Source organism: Acetobacter malorum, from assembly GCF_001580615.1.
Classification (GTDB): domain Bacteria; phylum Pseudomonadota; class Alphaproteobacteria; order Acetobacterales; family Acetobacteraceae; genus Acetobacter; species Acetobacter malorum.
The window spans coordinates 1-25469 of the sequence record NZ_LHZC01000050.1; the positions used below are offsets into that span (position 1 = coordinate 1).

The window sequence follows — 25469 nt, forward strand, 5'->3', positions numbered from 1 at the left end:
TAAGGCTAAGGCTAAGGCTAAACAGCAAACCCAAGGGAGCATGACGCTCCAACAAAAAAGCGCCTGTGCGGGTTACCCTCGCACAGGCGCTTTTTTATGTCTGTCAGGCTGCAAGAGGATATCCTGCAGCCCGGACCAGAACTTAACGGGGTGCGAGCACCATGATCATCTGCCGGTTTTCAAGGCGCGGCATCTGCTCAACTTTAGCCTGCTCATCCATCTCGGTCCGGATACGCTCCAGAACCTTAATGCCCAGTTCCTGATGCGCCATTTCACGGCCACGGAAACGCAGGGTGACTTTCACCTTGTCGCCATCACCCAGGAAGCTTTTCACAGAGCGCATTTTAACCTGGTAGTCATTTTCGTCGATATTCGGACGAACCTTGACTTCCTTGATCTCAATGACCTTCTGCTTTTTCCGGGCTTCGTTGCGCTTTTTCTGCTGCTCGTACTTGAACTTGCCGTAGTCAAGAATCTTGGCAACGGGCGGTTCTGCGTTCGGGCTAATCTCAAGAAGATCAAGCCCGACGCCATACGCGCGAGCCAGTGCATCGCGGGTCGACATGACACCCGCCATCTCGCCTTCTTCGTCAATCAGACGAACCTGCGGTACGCGGATCTCTTCGTTAACACGTGGTCCCTCGCGGGTGGGCGGCGCGGGAATAGGGGGTCTGGCTATGGTCAGCTCCTGTCATGGATAAAAAAACTAAACAGAAGCACCTCCCGGTGCCTCCGCTTACAGTGTTATTATGTGCGCAATTCTTAGCCGTTTATCAAGCATATCCGGTCAGAAAACAGACTCATTCCAGCCCTGCCAAAAACAAGCAGCCGAGTCTCACGCCTTTTTGCGCAGATCAGGCGGCGTTGCTTCCTCGGCAATGCGGGTCACAACCTCATCAAACCCAAAGGTTTCCTGATCTTTGCCGCCGAGCCGGCGCATGGCAACGGTCCGTTCTTCCGCTTCCCGGCGGCCGACCACCAGAATAAGCGGCACACGGGCTACGCTATGCTCGCGAATCTTGGAATTGATCTTGTCATTCCGCACATCGGCTTCCGCAGCCAGACCGGCTGCGCGCAGGGCGGCCGCCACTTCTTCCGCATAAGCCCCGGCATCACTGACGATAGACGCCACCACAACCTGTACCGGCGCAAGCCAGAGCGGGAAGCGGCCAGCATGCTGCTCGATCAGGATCCCGAGGAAGCGCTCAAAGGAGCCGAGAATCGCGCGGTGCAGCATAACCGGGCGATGACGGGCAGAATCTTCGCCAATATAGCTGGCATCGAGTCGTTCCGGCAGCACAAGGTCAACCTGCAGGGTGCCGCACTGCCAGTCCCGCCCAATGGCGTCACGCAGCACAAACTCCAGCTTCGGCCCGTAGAACGCGCCCTCACCCGGATTATACTCATACGTCACACCGGCAACTTCACACGCTTCCTTCAGCGCGCTTTCGGCCTTGTCCCATGTTTCATCGCTGCCCGCCCGCTGTTCCGGCCGGTCTGCAAATTTCACACGGACATGCTCAAAGCCCAGATCCTTGTAGACGTCATGCAGCATACGCACGAACTGCACGGTCTCATCGGCAATCTGATCTTCTGTACAGAAAATATGCGCATCATCCTGCGTAAAGCCACGCACACGCATCAGCCCATGCAGCGCGCCAGACGGCTCATACCGATGGCATGCACCGAATTCGGCCATACGGATCGGCAGTTCACGGTAGGACCGCAGACCGTGGCGGAAAATCTGCACATGGCACGGGCAGTTCATGGGTTTGAGGGCGAGAGTCTTATCCTCATCCTCAACCGTCGCCACAAACATGTGGTGGCGATATTTGTCCCAGTGGCCAGAGGCTTCCCACAGCCCACGGTCCAGAAGCTGCGGCGTGCGCACTTCCTGATACCCGCCACGGGTCTGCGCCCGACGCATATAGTCCTGCAGCGCGCAATACAGACGCCAGCCTTTATGGTGCCAGAAGATCTGCCCCACTGCTTCTTCCTGAAAATGGAACAGGTCCATTTCCCGGCCAATACGGCGGTGGTCGCGGCGTTCGGCTTCTTCCAGCTGGTGCAGGTGGGCGTCCAGCTCTTTCTGGTCGCGCCAGGCCGTGCCGTAAATACGGGTCAGCATGGGGTTGCGATGGTCACCGCGCCAGTAAGCGCCAGCCACCTTCATCAGTTTGAAGGCCGTGCCGACATCCTTGGTGTTGCGCAGATGCGGGCCACGGCACAGATCCATCCATTCGCCCTGACGGTAGATGGAAATATCCTCATCTTCCGGCAGATCACGGATCAGTTCAGCCTTAAAGCGCTCACCTTTTTCTTCAAAGAAGGCGATGGCTTTATCCCGCGGCCAGACTTCCCGCACGAACGGCTCGGCATTGGCCACAATTTCCTTCATCCGCGCTTCAATGGCGGCGAAGTCTTCGGGTGAGAACGGCTCGTTCCGGTAGAAATCGTAATAAAAGCCGTTTTCAATGGACGGCCCGATGGTGACCTGCGTGCCGGGAAAGAGAGACTGCACAGCTTCGGCCAGCACATGGGCGGCGTCATGCCGGATCATCTCCAGAGACTCCGGGTCCTTCCGGGTAATGAAGCGGACGGCGGCATCTTCGGCCACAGAGCGACCAATATCCTGCAGTGCGCCATTGACCTCCATGGCCAGTGCCGCTTTGGCCAGCCCCGGCCCGATGGCTTCGGCAATGGCCGTGCCCGTGACCGGCCCGTCAAAACTGCGAACGGATCCGTCAGGCAAGGTGATGGCAGGCATGGAAGAACTCCGGAGATCAGATGGTTGTAAAGGCTTTTAATGGCGGCAGGAGAGCGCGGCTGCAACCCTGTTGACGGAAAGTGTCGCCAGATCCCGCACAGAAAGCACACAAACCTGCTCCGGCACGCGCCCGACGGGGGCTGTCAGGGCCGGATTACTGTCCGCTGAGAACAGGACCACGCTGGGGCAGCCCATGATGGCGGCAAGATGCATCGGCCCGGTATCATTCCCCACAGCAACCTGCGCCCGGGCCGCCACACCGGCCAGTTCTTGCAGAGTGGTCTGACCTGTCAGATCCAGCGCCTGCGGGCAGACTTGCCGGATCGCCTCTGCCAGCGGTTTATCGGCCCCACTCCCCACAACCACCGGGCGCAGTCCGCGGCTTTCAAAGCACGTTGCCAGTTCCGCATACCGGCGCACAGGCCAACGTTTAGCAGGCCGATGCGGGGACGCTCCGGGCACGATCAACCCATAGGGTGCATCAAGACGCAGCCCCCGCCCTGCCAGCCACGAGACATCAGGCAGAGGCACGTCCGCAATCCCCGCCCGCTGCAACTGGTCACGCTGACGGGCGCGGGTATGCATGTCATTCCGCCGGGGATTGGCATGTACCAAAGGCGAGTGCCCGACATGCCCGCACCACGTCTTCGGGCATCCGGCCAGCACATAATAGCGGGCCGTGCGGCTGGAGGTCTGGAGATCGTACACCCGGTCATAACCGCGCAGCTGTTTCCGCAACGCCAGCAAGGCCGGAAGATTGCCCCATGATGGACGCTGATCGACCTCTACCGCATCAAACCACGGAGAAAGACGAGCGAGTTCCACAAAGGGTGACGTGGTCAGTAAGGTAATGTGGGCTGTGGGATGAGCCGCCCGGATAGCCTGAAACGGCCCGAAGCTCTGCACAAAATCCCCCAGCGCACCCAGCCGGATGACCAGAATACGGCGCAAACTCTGGAGTTGTGTCACGGCGAATCCGGGTCAGCAGCCAGAACGGCCAGATCCTGCCGCGCCAGATCGGCCTCATGACTATCAGGAGAGAGGTCCAGCACATGCTGCCAGTCAGCCTGTGCGCCGGTGGCATCCCCCACCTGTTCGCGAATAATCCCCCGCTCCAGCAGAGCCGCGGCATTGTCCGGCATCCGCTGCAACGCCAGTGAAATATGCTGGGTGGCTTTATCCAGTTGTCCCAGCCGTCGCTCGGCTGAGGCCAGTAGCACGAACGCCTCAGGCGGTGCGTCTGCACCTCGCGCCACCAGCGCAGTCAGATCCGTCACCACTGCTCCGGTATTGCCCTGCTCAAGCAGGGCCCGCGCTTTGGCGAGCCGCAAATTGGTATCCTCGGGACGAATGGACAGGCCATACTCAACGATACTCAACGCGCCCGGCGGATTACCTGCTGAGAGCCAGGCTTCTGCGGCCTCTTCCGCCATCACAGCCCGCAGACTGGCGGAACTTTCCGGGCCGGAAGGTGGCGCTTTGCGTACCAGATCATCCAGCTCCTGCGCAGCGTCCAGTTCATCCCCCAGTTCCAGCAGGGCCAGAGCGTGGCAATGCCGGGCTTCCCGGTCGCCGCCGTGCTTCATCCAGTCCTGTGCGTAGTCCCGCGCGCCAAAGGGGTCTTCTTCCACCATACTCATGCAATCGGCCAGAGCCCATGTCTGCGGTGTCTCTTTGCCGTCATGGCCTGAGGTCGTTCCGGTGCCAGCCTGCCCCACCGGAGGATGGGAGCGGATAGTGGCCGCGCAGGCCGGAACACCGGCCAGCAGCAAGCCCACTCCGAGTGTCGCGGCAAAGGGTGCGCAGCGCGCCGGAACAGACCGGGCAGAGAAGGACAAATGCGTCATCTCTCTTTCCATAGCGCGGATACCAGCCGGGTGGTCAAGTCAGGCCAGAGGAGCGGAGGTTCGCGGAAGAGTGTCTGTTGCCAGAAAACCATGCTAACAGCCCTAACATGACGATACCGCCACATTCCCCCGTCATCCTGCAAATTCTGCCCGCTCTGGAACAGGGTGGTGTCGAACGGGGCACGCTGGAAATGGCTGAGGCCATAACACAGGCAGGCGGCACCGCACTGGTGATGAGCGCAGGCGGCAGGCTGGTTCCCGCGCTGGAACGGCTGGGGGCGCAGCACCACACCCTGCCCCGTTGTGGCAGCAAAAACCCGCTTTCCATTCTGCGCAATGCGGGCACGCTGGCGCGCTTTATCCGGCAGAAAAATGTGGCCCTCGTCCATGCCCGCTCCCGCGCCCCGGCATGGGTGGCACGGCTGGCCTGCAACCGCACCGGCACCCCTTTTGTCACCACATGGCACGGGGTGCATGCCAACAATTTTCCCGGCAAAAAGCGCTATAACGCCGTTCTCGCCTCTGGTGACCGGGTGATTGCCATCAGCCAGCATATCGGCCAGCGGCTGACGCAGGAGTATCACGTCGGGCCGGACCGCCTGCGGATCATCCCGCGTGGCGCGGATATCACGCAGTTCAGCCCGAACGCTGTCAGCGGGCAGCGGGTGCACCGGCTGGGGGAAAGCTGGGACGTGCCCGCTGGCGTGCCGGTTCTTCTCATGCCCGGCCGCCTGACGGAGTGGAAAGGCCAGCGCTTCCTGCTGGATGCGCTCGCACGGGTTAAACAGACTGCCCCCATGACACCCTGGGTCTGCGTGTTTGCAGGGTCCTGCCCGCCCGGTCATGCGTATGGGGAAGCCCTTGTGGCGCATGCCCGCACGCTCGGCCTGACGGAACAGGTTCGGTTTGCAGGACATTGTCAGGATATGCCGGCCGCCATGACCTTAGCGGCTCTCGTAGTTATCCCATCCCTCCGGCCAGAACCGTTTGGACGTGTGGTGGTGGAAGCACAGGCCATGTCACGCCCTGTAATTGTGACGGCCCATGGCGCAGCGCTGGAAACGGTTCAGCATGGCCTGACCGGCCTGAGCGTTCCCCCCGGTGATGTTCAGGCACTGGCAGAGGCCATTACCAGCGTCCTGCATGCCCCGCCCGATGCCCTGCACGCCATGGGGGGGGCCGCCCGCGCCACTGTGCTGGCCCACTACACCACCCACGCCATGCAGCAGGCGACCCTGAGCGTTTATGATGAGTTGCTGGGCACTCACCTCCACAAAAATGAGCCTGCCCCCTTTCAGGATCAGTCCGTTGCAGGATAAGGGATGCGGCCTGCCCGCCCGCTTTTTCCGACACCGGCCCGCTATGGGGTGCCTGCCATGACCAGCTCTCCACTTCCCTCCGCTGCCCCCTCACCGGGGCTGACCAAAGTGCCGGAACGTATTGCCTTTATGGCCGCCCCGACGGAGGTCGCCCGGCATGAGTTTGACCGCCTGACCCACCAGTATGGCAACTGCCATCCGGGGGAAGCCGATGTTGTTGTCTGCCTTGGGGGCGACGGCTTCATGCTGGAAACGCTGCGCGTTGTGCTGGAACAAAACCTCACCGCGCCCGTGTACGGCATGAACTGCGGCTCCGTCGGGTTTCTGATGAACCCGATGCTGGAAGACAACCTGCCCAAACGCCTGACCACCACACAGGCCGCCACCCTGCACCCACTGCGTATGACGGCCCGCACCATGCAGGGCGACACGCACGAGGCTCTGGCCCTGAACGATGTCTTCCTGTTCCGCCAGACCCGTCAGGCCGCCAAGCTCCGGGTGGATGTGGATGGTCTGGTGCGCATGCCGGAGCTGATCTGCGATGGTGCCTTAGTCGCCACCCCCGCCGGGTCCACCGCCTATAATCTGTCTGCCCATGGTCCGATTGTTCCGCTTTCGGGCAATCTGCTCCCACTGACCCCCATCTGCCCGTTCCGCCCCCGGCGCTGGCGCGGGGCGCTCCTGCCCTCTACGGCACAGGTGGGCTTCACCATTCTGGAAGCTGAAAAACGCCCGGTCGCGGCGGTGGCTGATTCGATTGAAATCCGCGATGTCGTCTCCGTGCATATTCATGAGGACCGCAATCTGGCCGTGACCGTGCTGTTTGACCCCGGTCAAACCCTGTCCGAACGCATTACCGCAGAGCAGTTTTCCGCCTGATGCCCTACATTCGCCCCGTTAGGCGCATAAAAGATCACTCTGAAGGGTGTTCTGCCATTTCACCCCGCCCCTCTTCTGGTTTAGTCTTGCCCGCAATGCACAACTCTCATCTCCGACCGCGCCGTCTGACAGGATTGTGCGCCCTCCTCCTGCTGCCGACCTCGCTCGCGCATGCGCAGGTTGTCACCAATACGCAGGCGCTGGACGAGCTGGCCAGCAAGCAGCCCGCCCCGGCTCATACCGCCCCGCATGCGGCTGCGCACAAGACGGCCCCTGCGCCCAAACGAGTAGCACCGAAGCCGGTCACCAAACCGCCGCTGACACACCCGGTTACGCCCGCGCCCGCAAATTCCGGAACGCCTGCACCTGCCCCGCAGAGTGCGCCTGCCGCAGCTACGGCTGCACCGCAGACCACACCGGCCCCTGCGAGCAGCACGACAGCGCCTGCCAGCAACACCAAACCGGCCACACCCGCCCATCCGGCTGTTCCGGCCACCATTCCGCTTGCACCGCCGCCGGTGCCGCAACTCACGCCAGCGCCGCCTGATGTGGAACTCCACCCGTTCCCCATGCCCGCCCAGCCTGCCATTGATGAAAAAGCCACCGGAACGGTGTCCACCATTCCGGGCGGCGTTCGGGTTACCTTTGCTGCCGGAGCAGCCACGCTGAACCCGGAGACGCATCAGGCTCTGCTGGCTTTTGCGCAGTCTCTCACAGACAAGCCCCATGTGCGGGCCCTGATTGATGCCTACAGTTCCGGCGCTGTGGATGATCCCTCCATGCCACGCCGCATTTCCCTCTCCCGCGGGCTGGCGGCACGGAGTGTGCTGATGAATAGCGGCATTCCCTCCACCCGCATTTATCTGCGCGTGATCGGCCTGCCTAAAGCCCCTGCCGCAAATGGCGGGCAGGATTATATCGATATTTACCAGTCAGATTCTGTACCCTGACGCCCTTCCTCTTCTAACCGGACCGGAACCAGATGACGCGCCCCACACAGTATCTTTTCAGAATGATCGGGTTTCTCGTGTGTGTGGCGCTTGTCGCTGCAACATTGTGGCGGCCCCTGCGGGATGCGTTCTTCAGCAACCCGCTGCTTGATGGTCTGATTCTGGGCATTCTGGCCATCGGCATTCTGTGGAACGTCCTGATGGTCCGCCGCCTGTTGCCGGAAGTGAGCTGGGTGGATGCCATTCGTCAGTCCCGTTCCGGTTTAGCTGCTCTGCCGCCGCCGCGTATGCTGGCCCCTCTAGCCACAGCCCTTGGCACACGCCCGGACCAGCGCGGCAACCCTGCCGCCCTTTCCACCCCCGCTATGCAGGCCGTGCTGGATTCGATTTCCGGCCGGCTGGATGAAGGGCGGGAAGTCTCCCGTTATCTGACGGGCCTGCTGATTTTTCTGGGTCTGCTGGGCACCTTCTACGGCCTGCTGCTGACAGTCGCCGCCATTGCAGATGTTATTAGCAATATGTCCGTTGGCGGGGGTGATCTGGACGCCATGTTCGGGCAGCTCAAAACCGGTCTGGCCAAGCCGCTGCATGGCATGAGCACCGCGTTTTCCGGCTCTCTGTTTGGTCTGGCCAGTGCGCTGGTTCTGGGCTTTCTGGACCTGACCGCCGGGCAGGCGCAGAACCGCTTCTTCAATGAACTGGAAGAATGGCTGGCGGAACAGACCCGCTTTGGCGCGCCCTCCGGCTCTGGCGTGGAAAGCACGACCTCCGTCCCCGCCTATATTCAGGCACTGCTGGAACAGACGGCAGAAAATCTGGAATCCCTGCAAAATCTGGTCCGCACCAGTGAGGCCCGCCGGGAGCGGGAAAGCGCTGTGCTGAGCAAGCTCTCCGACCGGCTGGAATCCACCGCAGGTCAGACCGAAGCCCTGCATAATATTGAACGCCTGCTGCACACACTGGTGCAGAACAATGAGGAAGGCCGCACCCGTATGACCACGGACCTGCGGAACGACCTGCGTCTGCTGGCCCGCACCATTGCCGCCACTGCCGAGACTGCACCCTCCGACCGGAAAGCACCCTGAGCATGGCCCGCCGCCGCAGAAAGCTGCACGCCGGGCTTGATGCCTGGCCCGGCTATGTGGATGCGCTTTCCACGTTGCTGATGGTTGTTATTTTTGTGCTGCTGGTGTTTGTCATGGGGCAAACCCTGCTCTCCGCAGCGCTGAACCGGCGCGAGCATGTGCTGGAAAAGCTGGAAGGCCAGACAGCAGAACTCTCCCGCCAGCTTGATACGGAACACGCCCGCAACCATGCGCTGGAAGACAGCGTAACCGGCCTGCAGGCCCAGCACACACACGATACTGCGGCGCTTTCTGCCGAGACCACCGAGGCCGAAGCCGCCCGCAACGCCGCACAGGCCGCCAGTGCTCTGAGCGTTGCCGACCAGACGCGGGTCACGCAACTGAATGATGAGCTGACAGACCTGAACGCCCGGCTGGCTGCTCTGGCGCAGGCGCTCGATGTCTCGCAGAAAACCGTGCAGAGCAAGGACGCCACCATTGGTGACCTTTCTGCCAAACTGAATACCGCTCTGGCGGACAAGGTCGGTCAGCTCAGCCGCTATCGCTCCGAATTTTTCGGCCGCCTGCGGGATATCCTGCACAACCAGAAGGGCGTGCATGTGGTGGGCGACCGCTTTGTATTCCAGAGCGAAGTGCTGTTCCCGGTGGGCAGTGCCGACCTCTCGAAGGAAGGCCAGTCAGAAATCCATACGCTGGCCCAGACCCTTAAAAGCGTGACCAGCCATATCCCCGCCGATATTCCGTGGATTTTGCGCGTCGATGGCCATGCGGATCGTCAGCCCATTCACACCGCCTTCCCCAGCAACTGGGAACTCTCCAGCGCCCGCGCCATTACGGTGGTCAAACTACTGGTGGCAGAAGGGATCAACCCGCATCATCTCGCCGCAACCGGCTTTGCGGACTATCAGCCGCTGGATACGGAAAGCAATGCCGCCGCCTACGCCCGTAACCGCCGCATTGAATTCCGCCTGACGGACCGCTGATATCCATTCCCTGCCGGGAGGCCTTTGTGCCCCTTAACCCGGCAGCGTGAGAGTTTTGTCCCACACCAGCAGGATATGCCCGTCCACCGGCTCAACCCTGCTGGCCGGGCCAAAACGGGTTTGAGCCTGAGCCGCCTGAGCAGGTGTGTCACACAGGAAAAAAGTGCCGCCTTGGGTGTACCAATCCCGTTTTGACAGGAAGTGAAACGGTTTGATGTCCGCCCCAAATTCCACGGGTGCAATCCGCACCGGGTTGGGCAGGCTGTTTACTGCCGCACTCCAGTAAGGCGCAAAACCTTGCGTCAAACCAAGGCGCGTCAGTTCCATGTTGATGGGGAAATTCCGGTTTGTCTGCCAGAGATGCAGGGCCGGCGCAGGCACACTCAGCCCCGCATAGACTGCCGCTCCCGCCACCCCCAGCGCACGACCAGTTGCAGGCAGAACCGTATGCCGTGCCAGCAGGAGCGCCATCATCACATACGGGAACACCAGATAGCGGGTTGAGGCGTCATCAATCGGTAACTGACTGAACGTAAACGCCCCGACCATAATGCCCATACACAGCAACGCGGCGTAATCAAACAGATCAAGCCGGAGTGTCTTGCTCCTCGCAATCCGCACGACACCCCACAGAGCCAGCAGAAACACTGCCAGATGCACCAACTCTGTCCCGGAGCCGAGGAGGGAAAACTCTTTCCCGAAAAAATACGCTCCGAAGAAGTGCAGCACTCCGGAAACAAGCACGGACAGATTATACCCAATCCGCTCCTGCCCGGCGAAGGACATGGTCCACAACCCCGGCACATGGAACGCGCCGTTATGCGCCAAAACGGTTTTCAGCGCATGCGCCAACCCCAGAGACACCAGCAGGCACAGCACAAGCCAGCCGTGTTCCAGCCGACGCTTTTGCCCGCTCAGAACACCAGCGGCCCCCAGAACGGGAAAAACAAAGCAATATTTTACAATATCATCACTGGCGAGGCACAGAATCAGAAGCGCGGTAAACGCGCTCCATACTGCCACCCTGCCCCGCTGGTTCTGCGCAAAAATCAGCAGCCAGCAGACCAGCACCCCCACATAAGCCCCCATATGGATACAGGGGATGAGCATCACCTGAACACCAAAGGCGGTAGGGGCTGCCACCAGAGCCAGAAAAAACCATGCCCCCCTCGGCGCCATAACCCGGCACAGCCGGAAAGCCAGCAACACCATGGCGGCCATCAGCATGGCTGGCACCAGATAGTAAAAAGACAGGTGCCAGCCCGCCAGACCAACCACAACAACGTACGGAAGAATTTCCGTCACATAATAAGGCTCTGTCGAAAGATCCCACCCATGAAGCAAAACATTCCCATGCAGAATGTCCTGTGCTTCCAGCACAGCCGAAACGCTGTCCGAATTGAGCGGCACTGTTGCAGCCAGAGACATGTAAAAGCCGGACAGAACCACAAAAGCCACGAGGTAACCAAGCCAGGATGTGCTGATCTTTTTAAGGAAGACAGGCAAGACGTAACCTCTTGAAAAACCGGTGCCAAAAGGTTTCCGGAAATAAGCCCCCTACGTCAATCCGCCGGGACGAAAGACCATCCGCCCGAAGACCGGACTGAAGGCCTGTCTGCAATCCCATGCTTTGGCGTGTTAACGCTGGAGCCGCAGCAGTTTCTCATACCGCGCAACCACACGCTTACGCCGCAGGCTGGACAGCCGCTGAATCCAAAAGATCCCGTTCAGTTGATCAATTTCGTGCTGATGGCAGGCAGCCCGCAGGCCCTCCGCCTCTTCCACCTGAGTAACGCCGTCCAGATCCTGATACTGCACGCGCACTTTGGCGGCCCGATCAATCAAATCCGTCACGCCGGGCATGGAGACGCTGCCCTCTTCCTGCCGGATGGTTTCTTCTGACATCCAGATGATTTCCGGGTTCACATACGTCTGCGGCTGCGGAACATCGGGGAGTTCCAGCACCACCACACGTTGCACTACGCCAATGTGCGGGCCGGTCATGCCAATACCCGGTGCAGACCGCATGCTCTCCAGAATATCCTGCGCGAGAAGAGAGAGGCTCTCATCAAAAAGCGTCACAGGAGCAGCCACCTGCCGCAAACGCTGGTCCGGAAAACGGACAATTGGGCAAATCGTCATAGCGTGGAGCTGTCAGGCATGCGTCAGGAGATCAAGCAGTTGAGGAAACTGTTCGTGCCCCTCACGCCCCAGAAAATGCCCACCGCCGGGCACTTCCAGCGTTGTGGTGTGCAGAGACGCGGCCAAAGCCTGCGACTGGCGCGGGTCCACAATCTGGTCATTGTCAGAAAAGACAGACGCCCGAAACGCACTCCGGCGCTGCAAGTCTTCATAATCCAGAGGAGTGTCCGTAAAGGCATTCAGTGCCGGCAGAGTCTGAAGATGTTGGTCGAACCCGGAAACAAGAACATAGCCCCCAACCGTTTCCCCTTTGGGGCGGGACATCAGGTGACGCAGGAGGGTCACGCAGCCAAGGCTGTGGCCAATCAGAACCGTCTGGTTGTTCAGGTGCGGCAAAAGCGTATCCAGCGCCTCGGCCCAGGCGTCAGGCTCCGGGGCCTGAGAAGAGGGCAGAGCGGGTACCGTCACCGTAGCTCCACGCTGCTCCAACTGTTCTTTAAACCATGGAAACCAGTGCGCATCAGGACTGGCCAGATAACCGTGGACAATCACATACTGTCTTGAGGACAAATCAGGCATCTTCTGCTCCGGCCAGCGCGGCGCTCAGCTCGCGGTTTTCATCGCCTCTTCAACGGTTTTCCGGGCTTCCGTGGCGAGTTCATCCACGCGCTCATTTTCCGGCACGCCGGAATGGCCCTTCACCCAGTGCCATGAGACATCATGCTGTTTGGCCGCATCCAGCAGCCGCCGCCACAAATCCATATTAGCGACCGGGTCACCCGAGGCATTCCGCCAGTTGCGCCGCACCCAGCCAGTATGCCAGCGGGTAATACCATTGCGCACATATTCACTGTCGGTATGCAGCCGCACCGTACAGGGACGCTTGAGGGCTTCCAGCGCTTCTGCTGCCGCCGTCAGTTCCATACGGTTATTGGTGGTGGCTTCTTCCCCACCGGAAAGCTCACGCTCCACACCCTTAAAGCGTAGCAGCACCCCCCAGCCACCGGGGCCGGGGTTGGGGCGGCATCCGCCATCTGTCCAGACTTCCACAACCTGCGGAGAAGGCTGTTCCGCCGACTGCTCAGCAGGGGCGCTCATTTCAAAATCCGTAGCCATCAACCGTCTCCGTTGCCAGATGGAAGCGCAGGCGCTTGAGGTAATCCAGCGGGTCTTTAGGGGTTACCAGTGCATCTGCCGGCGTGTTGATCCAGTCATACAGCCGCGTCAGCAGGAAGCGCATGGCGGCACCCCGGGCCAGAACCGGCAGCGCCTGCCGTTCTGCAGCACTCAGCGGGCGCACAGACTCATAGCCCTGCACCAACTGGCGGCCGAATGTGACGTTAAATGACCCATCGCCTTCAAAACACCAGGCATTGAGGCAGATGGCGATGTCATAGGCCAGAAAATCCGTGCAGGCGAAATAGAAATCAATCAGCCCGGAGACGGTTTTTCGCAGGAAGAAAACATTATCGGGGAACAGATCCGCATGGATCTGCCCATGAGGGAGCGTAGGATTTGCACCCTGCCCCGGCCAGTGCGGCAGAATGTGCGTAAAGGCCGCGTCCAGTTCCGCCAGCAGGCCGGGATGCACCGCATCCGCCCCCGCCCGGCAGGAGTCCAGCAGCGGCTGCCATGCATCCGGCCCCAGAGCGTTGGGGCGCACAGGCGTATAGCTCCGCCCGGCCTCATGCAGCTGAGCCAGCGCCTGCCCAAGCGGGCGGCAATGTTCCTGCCGGATTTTACGCGGCCATACACCGGGGAGAAACGTTGTAATGGCCGCAGGCCGCCCTGCGAGTGTACCGAGCGTCTGCCCGGCTGTGCTGGCTACCGGCTGCGGGCAGGAAACGCCCTGCCCCGCCAGATGCTGCATCAGGCCCAGAAACCACGGGAGTTCCTGCGCATTCACCCGCTTTTCATACAGCGTGAGGATAAAATCCCCCTGCGTGGTGCGCAGCTGAAAATTGCTGTTTTCCACACCCTCGGCAATGCCGCGAAACGCCACCAGATTCCCAATGGCGTAATCGCTCAGAAAAGCCTCAAGGGCTTCATCGCTCACATCTGTATAAACGGCCATCCTTCTGCGCTGCCCTCAGCCCAGAGGAGCAGGCAGGCGGAAGATCACGCTTTCTTCCTTCACCGTGCGCTCATCAATGCACAGGGTGTAACGCTTGGCCATTTCGGCCACCATTTCCTGCACCAGTGCTTCCGGAGCAGAGGCACCCGCCGTAATGCCCAGCGTGTTCACGCCTTCCAGCACGGACCAGTCCAGCGCATCCAGACGCTGCACCAGCAGAGCACGCGGTGCGCCGGAGCGCTCGGCCACTTCCCGCAGGCGCTGGGAGTTGGAGGAGTTGGGGGAGCCGATCACAATCACCAGATCGCATTCCGGCGCAATGGCCTTCACGGCTTCCTGACGGTTGGTGGTGGCGTAGCAAATATCCTCGCGCTTCGGCCCTTCAATCAACGGGAAGCGTTCGCGCAGGATGTCCACGATCTCAGCCGTATCATCTACGGAGAGCGTGGTCTGCGTGATAAAGGCCAGACGGGAGGGGTCAGCCGGCTGCACGGTGCGGGCTTCTTCCGCATCGTTAATCAGCGTAACCGCACCGACGGGCAGCTGGCCCATGGTGCCCACCACTTCCGGATGCCCGGCATGGCCGATCATCAGGATATGGCGGCTTTCCGGGCCACCGCCGGCAAAATGACGCTCGGCCTCGCGGTGCACTTTGGACACCAGCGGGCAGGTTGCATCCAGATACAGCAGGTTGCGGCGTTCCGCCTCAGCCGGGACCGTTTTGGGCACACCATGGGCAGAGAATACGACGTGGCCATCAGGCGGAACCTCATCCAGTTCCTCGACAAAAATGGCACCCTGCGCTTCCAGAGCTTCCACAACCGTACGGTTGTGGACAATTTCATGACGCACATAAACAGGTGCGCCGTAGCGACGGATGGCTTCTTCCACCACGCGGATTGCGCGGTCTACCCCGGCGCAGAACCCACGCGGACCAGCGAGAAGAACCTTAAGAGACTTGCCATGCGGGGCCTGTGCGGGCTCCTGTGTGGCGGCGGGAGTTTGATCGGGCATGGTGTTCCCCAAACTTGCGGCGGACGGTATAGAAAAAACAGCTATAAGAAGCATAAGTAAGGTAGGCTATGCCCGAAACCCTGAGCAGGTCGCGGTCACCGTGGCCATGGCCTACGCAAAGCGAGGTGGTGATGCAACCCGTTTTCCGGCATTGTGGCCTGCACAACCCTGCTTGATGTCTATGTTTTGCTCGTTTTTTATCTGTTCAACCCCCTCTAACCGATAATTCCGGATTTGCACATGTCCCAAGACCTTTCTCATCCACGCCGCCTGCTGCCCCGCTTTGCGGTGTCAGGTCTTGCGGCTCTTGGCCTGCTGACCACCCTTGGTGGCTGCGGGGATGAGGAAAATGCCTCCATTGCCTTCGCCCCCTCCTGCCCGCTCACGCATATCCCGCCGGAAGCTGCGGATTACTATCTGTATGACGGCAAGACCGCGACCTTCCCGCACCTGATCACGCGAGCAAGCATCCTGAAACTGCAGGGGGATTGTCTGGGTGCCGGGCCGAAGGATCTGAAAACCCGAATCGCATTGCGTTTTGTGGTCAACCACGGGCCGGCAGCGGCTGGCAGCACCGTCACGCTACCCTGGTTTATTGCCGTGCTGCATGGGGACCGGATTGTGAACAAGCATGTGTTCAAACACACGTTCCAGTTCCCGGCCAACCTCTCCAGCATTACGAGCGACAGCAAGGTCGTGACGGTCGATCTGCCCATTCCGCCCAAGAATATAGACTCGGATTATCGGTTTGAAGTGGGCTTCCAGCTCACCAAAGAGCAGCTGGATTATAACGAAAAACATCTGAAAAAAGTGGATTATCAGGCTTACTGAAGCCTGAAACGGCAGCCTTCCCGCCCGACACGTGTGCCGGTGCGGATGGCTGCCAGCCTGCTCTGCTACCCCTTAAAGGGGAAACCGCAGAGCAGGCTTACAGGACTAACCCGGACAGAGCAGTTAGCTGGCAGACGTTGCCGGAAAGCGCGCAGCCTCAACGGCAGCTTTCTGGCGGGCAGCCAAGGCTGCTTCATCAAAGTCCTGCACGATCTCATGAAAGAGCTCGTACCAGTTCATCTTCACCTTCAGACGCATGAAGACTGAGCCCAGCCCCACGGCGGAACGGTCCACCAGCACAAATTCCCGCGGCAGGCGCACGCCGCCTGTGCGTTGCAGGCCTTCATGCACTTTGGACAGGATTTCACGCCCCAGAGCGGGATTGTTGCCTTCCTGAATATACCGCACGCGGTTGTCCATCAGCGGTTCATACAGGAACCCGGCCCACTCGTTCAGAACGTCGATCTTTTCCGGGGTCAGGTCCGTAAAGCCCCACGCGGCATAAGCCTGCGTGGCCAGTTCCTTATCCTTGGTCTGCAAGGCCCGGTAGAGGTCGAGATTCCCTTTGATGAAGGACGGATTGAAAATCCGGATCGCGCCAAAGTCCAGCAGGTTCAGCCCGTAATCATCCCGCACGGTGAAGTTCCCCATATGGGGGTCTCCATGCACCACTCCATACTGATACAGCGGCACATACCAGGCGCGGAACAGTGTGCGGGCAATCTTCTGCTTCTGCTCTTCCGTCAGGCCTTCCTGAATAACTGCGTTCAGACCGCGCCCGTTGACCCACTCCATAGTCAGCAGGCGGCGGGTGCAGAGTTCATCAATCGGAGCCGGCACCGTCACTTCCGGGCAGTCAGCCAGAGCGGTCCGATACAGCCGCATGTTGGCGGCTTCACGCAGATAATCCAGCTCTTCACGCAGGCGCTCAGCAAGTTCCTCCACCACGTCATCCTGACGGATGGCGTTATCAAGCCGGTGATAAACCCCAATCGCCATACGGAACTGGCGCAGGTCGGCTTCCACCGCCGCATTCATGTCCGGGTATTGCAGCTTGCACGCCACCTGCCGGCCATCGGCCAGCACGGCTTTATGTACCTGCCCAAGACTGGCCGCGGCTGCGGCTTCCCGCCCAAAGGAGCGGAAATTCCGTTCCCAGCCAGCCCCCAACTCCGCCGTCATACGGCGGCGCACAAAGTTCCAGCCCATAGGCGGCGCGTTGGCCTGCAACTGGGCCAGTTCTTCCGCATATTCATCCGGCAGCGCGCCGGGGATGGTGGAAAGAAGCTGAGCGGCCTTCATCAGCGGCCCTTTCAGGCCACCGAGAATGGATTTCAGATCTTCCGCATGCGAGGCCCCGCCTGAGCGAATCCCGATTTTGTGCCCGGCAAGGCGGGCGGCAATGCCACCCACGGTGCCGGTTGTCTGGACCATGCGGCGCAATTCACCAAAAACGCCGCTATTGTCCATATCCCGTTCGGCCATGTTACGCCTGCTCCAGCTGATCGATAAAGCCAGAGATCACATCCAGCCCCTTGCGCCAGAAGCCCGGGTCGGACGCATCCAGCCCGAACGGTGCCAGCAGTTCCTTGTGGCGTTTGGTGCCACCCGCTTCCAGCATGGCAATATATTTGTCCTGGAAGCCCGGTGCGCCCTCACTGAACACGCCATACAGCGCATTCACCAGACAATCGCCAAACGCGTACGCATAAACATAGAACGGTGAATGGATGAAGTGCGGGATATACGCCCAGAAGACGTCATATTCGGGCGTGAAATTGAAGATCGGCCCGAGGCTTTCCGTCTGCACCTGCAACCAGATTTCACCAATCCGTTCCGGCAGGAGCTCACCGGATTTACGCTCATCATGCACACGGGTTTCAAACTCGTAGAACGCAATCTGGCGCACTACGGTGTTGAGCATATCCTCCACCTTACCTGCCAGCAGCGTACGCTTGCGGGCCGGGTCAGTTTCCGCATCCAGCAGAGACTGGAAGGTCAGCATTTCCCCAAACACACTGGCCGTTTCCGCAAGCGTCAGCGGAGTATTGGACTGGAAGTACCCCTGCTTTGCCGCCAGAACCTGATGCACGCCATGGCCCAGCTCATGCGCCAGCGTCATCACATCCCGCGTGCGGCCATGATAGTTCAGCAGGATAAACGGATGCGCAGACGGCACGGTGGGGTGGGCAAACGCGCCCGGAGACTTGCCGGGAGCAGGCGGCACATCAATCCACGGATGCGTCAGGAAGGTGTTGATCACCTTGCCCATGCGCGGGTCAAAGCCATCATAGGCTTTCTGCACAATCTGCTTAGCTTCATCCCACGGGATTTTACGGTCTTCACAGCCGGGCAGCGGCGCGTTGCGGTCCCAATGCTCCAGCTTATCCAGCCCCATCCATTTCGCCTTCAGGGCGTAATAGCGGTGTGCAAGGCGCGGATAATCTTCCCGCACGGCGGAGACCAGCGCATCCACCACTTCGTCCTCAACCATGTTGGACAGGTTGCGGGAGGATGTGGGACGGGCGTAATGGCGCAGGCCGTCAGAAATAGCTTTATCCTTGGCCAGCGTGTTGGTGATGAGGGCGAACAGCCGCACATTCTCACCAAACACCTTGCCCACAGCTTTGCCGGCCTTCTCACGCACAGACCGATCCGAATCGGACAGGCAGTTCAGCGCATCGCCCACCGGCATTTCCTTGCCATCCAGTGTGACGCGCAGGGCGGCAATCGTCTCATCAAACAGGCGGCACCAGGACTGCGCACCCGTTACGGATTTTTCCAGCAGAACTTTCTCGACCTCATCAGAAAGCTGATGCGGGCGGAACAGGCGCGTATCATCCAGAAACGGCTTCCAGTGCGCCAGAGCCGGGTCCTGCATTTTCTGCGCCAGATCGGCATCATCCAGCCGGTTGAGTTCCAGCGTAAAGAACAGCAGATGCGTGGAAATATCCGTCAGTTTTTCACTGATGGACTGGCTGAAACGGCTGATTTCCGGATCGGACGAATTCGCGGCAAACAGCAGCGAGGCATAGGACCCTGCCTTGCCCAGTATCTCCTCAATCGCCTCACAGGTGTGGATGGCTTCCGCCACCTCAGCACCGGACAGACCTGCCAGCTTGCCCTGATAACGGGAGGCAAACTCTTTGGCCTGCTGTTCAGCCTGAGTCAGATCCTGCTTGATCGCCGGATCTTCCATACTGTTATAGAGAGCCGAAAGGTCCCAGCGCGGAAGGGTGGAAGCCTCCTGCCCCGGCGCGGCACTGGTTGCGGCCACAGCCCCGGCTTCCGCAGCAAAGGCCGGAAGCTGAGACGAACGGTGAGAATGCGCTGTATGTTTCATAGGCGGCATCCTATCGCGCAATTTAGCATGAGGCGAGTACATGTGAACGCAATCGGGGTTCACATACGGCGCAGGTCAAACTGCGCACTCAGCACGGCCCGAAAGACCTCTCTGCCTTACGCGCTCATAAGGCAGAAACAGATCTTTCGGGACCATCCTCTTTGTCAGGCAAAAGCCTGATCAGGCAGACTTGGCCAGCTCTGCTTCCGGCAGGCTAAAGCCGATGATGCGCGCATAGTCTTTTGGCACAATCTGCCAGAAGCGCGGCAGGACATCGTTCCATTTATGCAGCAAGTTTGTTGCATAAGGGGAGCCGGTTTCTTCCACATGCCGCTCAACAAGACGCCGCAGTTCCTCCGCCCAGCGCTCGTCCGTCACCCGTGTCCAGAACAGGGATTCCGGATTAACGCGCTTTTCAAAGGTGGTGCTATCATCCAGCACAAACGCCATGCCGCCGGTAAAGCCTGCGCCAAAATTGTCGCCAATTTCGCCCAGCACAACCACGGTGCCGCCCGTCATATACTCACAGGCGTTGGACCCGCAGCCTTCCACCACGGCCACCGCACCAGAGTTACGCACGGCAAAGCGTTCACCCGCCTGCCCGGAGGCATAAAGCTCCCCTGCCGTCGCGCCATACAGCACCGTGTTGCCAATAATGGCGTTCTGGTTGCTGACAAGACGGGAAGACGGAGAAGGCCGCACGGTGATGGTCGCGCCGGAAAGCCCTTTGCCGACATAGTCGTTGGCATCGCCCAGCACTTCCAGCTTCAGCCCCTGCACGGCAAACGCCCCCAGAGACTGCCCGGCAGACCCGCGCAGACGCACCGTCAGATGGCCCGGCGCCAGTGTCGTCATGCCAAACTTACGCACAATGAGAGACGACATGCGGGTGCCAATGGCACGCTGCGTGTTCTGCACGTTGTAGTGCAGCTGCATTTTCTCACCGTGGTCGAACAGCGGTTTTGCATCGCTGATCATCTGCGCATCCAGCGTATCCGGCACCTCGTTGCGGCCTTCCAGCGTGCAATAGCGCGCAAACGGGCCGGGATCTGCCTGTGAGAGCAGGGAGTTGAGGTCCAGATCATCCAGATAATCTGCGCCACGAGAAACCTGACGCAGCAGATCGGTCCGGCCGATCACTTCGTTCAGGCTGCGGAAGCCCAGAGACGCCAGAATATTGCGCACATCTTCAGCAATGAAGGAGAACAGGTTGATAACCTTCTCCGGCGTACCTTCAAACTTCTGGCGCATCGCCTCATCCTGCGAGCACACGCCCACCGGACAGGTGTTAGAGTGGCACTGGCGCACCATGATGCAGCCCATGGCCACAAGGCTGGCCGTGCCAATACCGAACTCTTCCGCACCCAGCATGGCGGCAATCACCACATCACGCCCGGTCTTGATGCCACCATCCGTGCGCAGCTTTACGCGGTGCCGCAGACGGTTGAGCATCAGCACCTGATGCGCTTCTGCCAGACCCAGCTCCCACGGCAGACCGGCATATTTCACGGAGGTCAGCGGGCTGGCCCCTGTGCCACCGGAATGGCCGGAAATCAGAATAGCATCGGCCTTCGCCTTCGCCACACCCGCTGCAATGGTACCAATGCCGGAACGCGCCACCAGCTTGACGGTTACCGTCGCATCCGGGTTGATCTGCTTCAGATCATAAATGAGCTGAGCCAGATCTTCGATCGAGTAAATATCGTGATGCGGCGGCGGAGAAATAAGAGTTACACCCGGTGTGGCATGACGCAGCTTGGCAATCAGCCCCGTGACCTTAAAGCCCGGCAGCTGACCACCTTCACCCGGTTTAGCACCTTGTGCGACCTTAATTTCCAGTTCACGGCAGTCATTCAGATACTGCGCCGTCACACCAAAGCGACCGGACGCCACCTGCTTGATGGCGGAAGAGGCATTATCGCCATTTGGGCGCGGTTTTGCGCGTTCCGGATCTTCCCCGCCCTCACCAGAATCAGATTTCGCACCAATCCGGTTCATGGCAATGGAGAGCGTCTCATGCGCTTCCGGGCTCAGTGCCCCCAAAGAAATAGCTGGTGAGATCAGGCGTTTGCGCAACTGCGTAATGCTTTCCACTTCCTCTACCGGAATGGGCGTGCGCCCTTCCCTAAAGTCCAGCAGATCACGCAGCGCCACCGGCGGTTGTGCCCGCACGGCGTCCGCATACCGCTTGTAGATAGTAAAGCTGTCACTCGCCACAGCGGTCTGGAGCATGTGGATCAGCGTACCATCAAACGCATGCTGCTCGCCCTTGCGACGCAGTTTATAAAAACCACCGACAGGGAGGGCAAGAGACGCAGAATCCCATGCTTCCTGATGGAAGGTCAGCACATTGCGGGCAATACCGGGTAGACCAATACCGGAAATGCGGGAGGGCATGCCGGGGAAGAATTCCGCCGTCAGCGCGCGGGAAAGACCTACGGCCTCAAAGTTACAGCCACCGCGATAAGACGCCACGATCGAAATGCCCATTTTGGACATGATCTTGAGCAGGCCTTTATCCACGGCCTTACGGTAACGCTCCATGCACTCACGCAGAGAGAGCTTACCAAACAGCCCGCGGCGATGCCGGTCCGCAATACATTCCTGAGCCAGATACGGGTTAACCGTGGTCGCGCCAACCCCGATGGTCACCGCAATGGAATGCACATCCAGCGTGGTGGACGCCCGCACGTTCAGAGACGTGAAGGTGCGCAGGGAGTTACGGACAAGATGCGTATGAACCGCTGCCGTCGCCAGAATCATCGGGATATAGGCCCGGTCCGGAGACTGGTTTTCATCCGTCAGGAACACATGCGTGCAGCCACCGCGCACGCTTTCTTCTGCCTCACGCCGGATGCGGGCAATGGCTTCACGCAGGCCAGCCTCACCTTCCTTCGCCGGGAAGGAGCAGTCAATCAGGCAGCCGGACGTGCCGCAGAAATTACGCAGCGCTTCATACTCACCCGATGTCAGAACCGGGCTGGGCAGTTGCAGCATTTCACACTGCTCTGCGGACTGATCCAGAATATTCCCCAGATTTCCCAGACGTGTGGCAAGGCTCATCACGCGGGATTCACGCAGGGAATCAATCGGCGGATTGGTCACCTGGCTAAAGCCCTGCCGGAAATAATGCGACAGACCACGGAAACGCGGAGACAGCACGGCCAGAGGCGTATCATCGCCCATGGAGCCAATGGCTTCTGTCCCGGTTTCCACCATCGGGTGCAGGATGGCTTCCAGCTCTTCCAGCGTGGTGCCCACAGCCAGCTGGCGGCGGCGCAGTTCATCACCCTGATAGAGAACAGGCTCTTTCACATCTGAGCGGACAATACAGCCAATTTTCTGAATACCGCCGACCCATGAGGAGAAGTCCTGACGCGAGGCCAGAAGATCCAGCAGCTCCTCATTGCCATACAGACGCGCTTCCTGCAGATCGACGCCGATCACATCGCCCGGGCCAAGCCGCCCGCGTTTGGCAACATTGCTTTCAGGCACACGCACCATGCCGGTTTCAGACCCGACAATCAGCAGATTATCGTCTGTCACCGTATAGCGCAGCGGCCGTAGACCGGACCGATCCAGACCAGCAATCACCCAGCGGCCATCCGTGGCGCACAGGGCGGCCGGGCCGTCCCATGGTTCCATCACGGCATTGCAATAGGCAAACATGTCACGGTGGGACTGCTTCATCAGAGAATTCCCGCCCACGCTGGCGGGAATCATCAGCGCCTTGGCGGCAGGCGCATCACGCCCGGCAAAAGTCAGCAGTTCAAACACGTTATCCAGCGTCGCTGTATCGGACCCACCCGCCTGCACCAGCGGCTTGATGTCCTTCATCCACGGGTCCAGATCCGGGTGAGACAGCCGCGTTTCGTGGCTTTTCATCCAGTTGATGTTGCCGGAAATGGTGTTGATTTCACCATTATGCGCCAGACGACGGAACGGCTGTGCCAGCTTCCATGTGGGGAAGGTGTTGGTGGAATAACGCTGATGATAAATAGCAAAGCGGCTGACAAAGCGCTCATCCAGCAGATCCGGATAGAACTCGGTCAGATGCTCGGCCAGGAACATGCCTTTATAGATGATCGAGCGGCAGGACAGAGAGCAGATATACAGATCCACCTGCGCTGCAATTGCCGCTTTTTCAATCCGCCGACGGATAACGTACAGATCCCGCTCAAACGCTTCCTCTGCCGTACCCGGCAGGTTGCGGATCATGATCTGTTCAATTTCCGGGCGTGTTGCGTTGGCTTTTTCACCAATACAGGCCGTATCAATCGGCACCTGACGCCAGCCGTAAATGCCGTAGCCGAAAGCCAGAATTTCTGTCTCGATAATCTGACGGCACTGTTCCTGCGCGACCAGATCCGTTTTGGGCAGAAACACCTGCCCAACGGCGATGATCGCACCTTCTACCGGCTGATCACCCGTGCTGGTGATCGCATCAGCAAAGAAATTCTGCGGGATTTCCACATGGATGCCGGCACCATCACCGGTTTTTCCATCGGCATCCACCGCACCGCGATGCCAGATGGCTTTCAGGGCAGCAATACCAGCTTCCACCACGTCACGACGCTGCTTGCCGTCTAATGCGGCAACCAAACCAACGCCACAGGAATCCCGTTCATCAGCCGGGTCATACAGGCCGTCCAGAGCGGCAACATTGTTGTCCCACGCTTCAAAAAACTCTTTGGCGCTTTCACCATGCGTGGTGTCAGGATGCTTCTGCATGCCCATTATCCCTGCTCCGCCACGGTCTGCGCCGTTGCGTGTGTTTCAATCCATTGATGAATGCGTTCCGCCGCATCCCGACCATCGCGAATAGCCCACACCACCAGACTGGCCCCGCGCACAATATCGCCTGCGGCAAACACACCCGGCAGAGTGGTCATAAAGTTGTCATGCCCCACCTTGAGCGTGCCCCAGCGGGAGACGGCAAGGTCCGGCTGGCCCCACAACTGCGGCAGCGGTTCCGGGTCAAACCCCAGAGCGGTAATCACCAGATCCGCGTCCAGCGTGAAGGAGCTGCCTTCCAGCGGCTCGACGGACTGGCGGCCTGTGCCATCCGGCAGGCCCAGCTTCATGCGCGTAGCGCGCACGCCGGTCACATGGTCATCGCCCAGAAACGCTTCCGGTGCGGAGAGCCAGACAAATTCAACGCCTTCTTCTTCCGCGTTTTTCACTTCCCGCGCGGACCCCGGCATGTTGGCCTTGTCACGCCGGTACAGACATTTGACGGATTTGGCACCCTGACGAATGGCCGTGCGCACGCAGTCCATGGCGGTATCGCCACCACCCAGCACCACGACATTCTTGCCTTTGGCATCCAGCGCCTGCGCATCGTCCGGCAATGTATCGCCCAGAGAGCGACGGTTAGAGGCGGTCAGGTAATCCAGAGCGCGCTCAATGCCAGCCAGCCCGGCACCGGGGCCGCCAATCTCGCGGGATTTGTAAACCCCGGTGGCGATCAGAACGGCCTGATGGCGGCTGCGCAGCTCAGCAAAGGACAGATCACCCTCACCACTGCCAACCCCCTGCCCCAGATGGAACGTCACGCCGCTTTCTTCCAGCAGCGCATGACGGCGCGCGACAATCTCTTTTTCCAACTTAAATCCGGGGATACCGTAAACCAGCAGGCCGCCCACGCGGTCATACCGGTCATACACATGCACCTGATACCCTGAAGCCCGCAGACGCTCAGCTGCAGCCAGACCAGCAGGCCCAGCTCCAACAATCCCGACGGATTCCGTGCGTTCCCGCACAGGGCGGGTGGGTTTGACCCAGTTATTCTCAAAGGCCGTATCGGTAATATAGCGCTCGACCGCACCAATGGTGACGCTCTCAAACCCGGGCTCGATCACGCAGTTGCCTTCACACAGGCGGTCCTGCGGGCAGATGCGGCCACAAATTTCGGGGAACGTATTGGTCGCGGAAGAGACTTCATAGGCTTCTTCCAGCCGCCCTTCCGCCGTCAGCATCAGCCAGTCCGGGATATTGTTGCCCAGCGGGCAATGCACGGAACAGAACGGCACGCCGCACTGGGAGCACCGACTGGCCTGCTCACCAGCCGCAGCGGGAGAAAAATCTTCGTAAATCTCCGCAAAATCCGCCCGTCGCGCCTGCGCTGTGCGCTTATCAGGCTGCTTTTGAGCGACAGAGACAAATTTCAGCATGGGTGTGGTCATAAGGCGTTCCCCGGAGACAGGGCGCGCGTCAGACAGACCTCGCCCCAAAC

General features: G+C 60.0%; 20 protein-coding genes. 6 read left to right on the top strand and 14 right to left on the bottom strand.

Features of this window, described 5'->3' with window-relative positions:
• Positions 1 to 142: 142 nt before the first annotated feature.
• From infC to AD930_RS08605, 4 genes are all read right to left on the bottom strand, one after another.
• Positions 143 to 664, bottom strand: a complete 522-nt coding sequence (infC, locus tag AD930_RS08590) for a translation initiation factor IF-3 (protein WP_043553587.1) — start codon at positions 662 to 664, stop codon at positions 143 to 145.
• A gap of 171 nt (positions 665 to 835) precedes the next feature.
• Positions 836 to 2767 carry a threonine--tRNA ligase gene (gene thrS, locus AD930_RS08595; protein ID WP_061505917.1) on the bottom strand — a complete coding sequence of 644 codons (1932 nt, stop codon included), beginning with the start codon at positions 2765 to 2767 and terminating at the stop codon, positions 836 to 838.
• Between the two features lie 36 nt (positions 2768 to 2803).
• Positions 2804 to 3718, bottom strand: coding sequence for a glycosyltransferase family 9 protein (locus AD930_RS08600; RefSeq protein ID WP_061505997.1), 915 nt, complete (start codon positions 3716 to 3718; stop codon positions 2804 to 2806).
• A 14-nt stretch (positions 3719 to 3732) separates the two neighbouring features.
• Positions 3733 to 4614, bottom strand: a complete 882-nt coding sequence (locus AD930_RS08605) for a tetratricopeptide repeat protein (protein WP_244150541.1) — start codon at positions 4612 to 4614, stop codon at positions 3733 to 3735.
• 107 nt (positions 4615 to 4721) lie between these two features.
• Between AD930_RS08605 and AD930_RS08610 the strand changes: the two genes are divergently transcribed.
• The 5 genes from AD930_RS08610 (at position 4722) to AD930_RS08630 (ending at position 9830) form a co-directional block, all read left to right on the top strand.
• Positions 4722 to 5933 (top strand): glycosyltransferase family 4 protein, encoded by a 1212-nt coding sequence (locus AD930_RS08610; protein ID WP_061505918.1) that lies wholly within the window; start codon positions 4722 to 4724, stop codon positions 5931 to 5933.
• 57 nt (positions 5934 to 5990) lie between these two features.
• Entirely contained in the window at positions 5991 to 6812 is an 822-nt protein-coding gene (locus AD930_RS08615; protein ID WP_052404084.1) for an NAD kinase, read from the top strand.
• Positions 6813 to 6946: 134 nt separating this feature from the next.
• A complete protein-coding gene (locus tag AD930_RS08620; protein ID WP_061505919.1) occupies positions 6947 to 7762 on the top strand; it encodes an OmpA family protein in 816 nt (271 codons plus the stop codon).
• Between the two features lie 32 nt (positions 7763 to 7794).
• Entirely contained in the window at positions 7795 to 8847 is a 1053-nt protein-coding gene (locus AD930_RS08625) for a hypothetical protein (RefSeq protein WP_061505920.1), read from the top strand.
• Positions 8848 to 8849: 2 nt separating this feature from the next.
• Positions 8850 to 9830 carry a peptidoglycan -binding protein gene (locus tag AD930_RS08630; RefSeq protein ID WP_061505921.1) on the top strand — a complete coding sequence of 327 codons (981 nt, stop codon included), beginning with the start codon at positions 8850 to 8852 and terminating at the stop codon, positions 9828 to 9830.
• Positions 9831 to 9863: 33 nt separating this feature from the next.
• On the opposite strand, the gene AD930_RS08635 is transcribed toward AD930_RS08630, so the two are convergent.
• The 6 genes from AD930_RS08635 to ispH form a co-directional block, all read right to left on the bottom strand.
• Complete coding sequence (locus AD930_RS08635) at positions 9864 to 11336, bottom strand: hypothetical protein (RefSeq protein ID WP_061505922.1); 1473 nt, start codon at positions 11334 to 11336, stop codon at positions 9864 to 9866.
• A 132-nt stretch (positions 11337 to 11468) separates the two neighbouring features.
• On the bottom strand, positions 11469 to 11972 hold the full coding sequence (locus AD930_RS08640) for a peptide deformylase (protein ID WP_061505923.1): 504 nt from the start codon (positions 11970 to 11972) through the stop codon (positions 11469 to 11471).
• Between the two features lie 12 nt (positions 11973 to 11984).
• Positions 11985 to 12551: an RBBP9/YdeN family alpha/beta hydrolase gene (locus tag AD930_RS08645; RefSeq protein WP_061505924.1), complete on the bottom strand. Its 567-nt coding sequence runs from the start codon at positions 12549 to 12551 to the stop codon at positions 11985 to 11987.
• 24 nt (positions 12552 to 12575) lie between these two features.
• Positions 12576 to 13088, bottom strand: a complete 513-nt coding sequence (gene rnhA, locus AD930_RS08650; RefSeq protein ID WP_061505925.1) for a ribonuclease HI — start codon at positions 13086 to 13088, stop codon at positions 12576 to 12578.
• Positions 13072 to 14046: a homoserine kinase gene (locus AD930_RS08655; RefSeq protein WP_061505926.1), complete on the bottom strand. Its 975-nt coding sequence runs from the start codon at positions 14044 to 14046 to the stop codon at positions 13072 to 13074. Before AD930_RS08655 ends, rnhA begins: the two co-directional genes overlap by 17 nt.
• 15 nt (positions 14047 to 14061) lie before the next feature.
• Positions 14062 to 15060: a 4-hydroxy-3-methylbut-2-enyl diphosphate reductase gene (gene ispH, locus AD930_RS08660; RefSeq protein WP_043553687.1), complete on the bottom strand. Its 999-nt coding sequence runs from the start codon at positions 15058 to 15060 to the stop codon at positions 14062 to 14064.
• A 240-nt stretch (positions 15061 to 15300) separates the two neighbouring features.
• Between ispH and AD930_RS08665 the strand changes: the two genes are divergently transcribed.
• Positions 15301 to 15891 (top strand): hypothetical protein, encoded by a 591-nt coding sequence (locus tag AD930_RS08665; RefSeq protein WP_061505927.1) that lies wholly within the window; start codon positions 15301 to 15303, stop codon positions 15889 to 15891.
• A gap of 123 nt (positions 15892 to 16014) precedes the next feature.
• Here the strand turns inward: AD930_RS08665 and AD930_RS08670 are convergent, their stop codons facing one another.
• The 4 genes from AD930_RS08670 to AD930_RS08685 all read right to left on the bottom strand — a co-directional run bounded on the left by AD930_RS08670 (position 16015) and on the right by AD930_RS08685 (position 25419).
• On the bottom strand, positions 16015 to 17376 hold the full coding sequence (locus AD930_RS08670) for an ABC1 kinase family protein (protein ID WP_061505928.1): 1362 nt from the start codon (positions 17374 to 17376) through the stop codon (positions 16015 to 16017).
• 1 nt (position 17377) lies between these two features.
• Complete coding sequence (locus tag AD930_RS08675; protein ID WP_082781791.1) at positions 17378 to 19243, bottom strand: M3 family oligoendopeptidase; 1866 nt, start codon at positions 19241 to 19243, stop codon at positions 17378 to 17380.
• Between the two features lie 171 nt (positions 19244 to 19414).
• Positions 19415 to 23971, bottom strand: a complete 4557-nt coding sequence (gene gltB, locus AD930_RS08680) for a glutamate synthase large subunit (protein ID WP_061505930.1) — start codon at positions 23969 to 23971, stop codon at positions 19415 to 19417.
• The gene (locus AD930_RS08685; RefSeq protein WP_061505999.1) at positions 23971 to 25419 is read right to left on the bottom strand and encodes an NAD(P)-dependent oxidoreductase; all 1449 of its coding nucleotides are present in this window, start codon (positions 25417 to 25419) and stop codon (positions 23971 to 23973) included. Before AD930_RS08685 ends, gltB begins: the two co-directional genes overlap by 1 nt.
• Positions 25420 to 25469 lie beyond the last annotated feature (50 nt).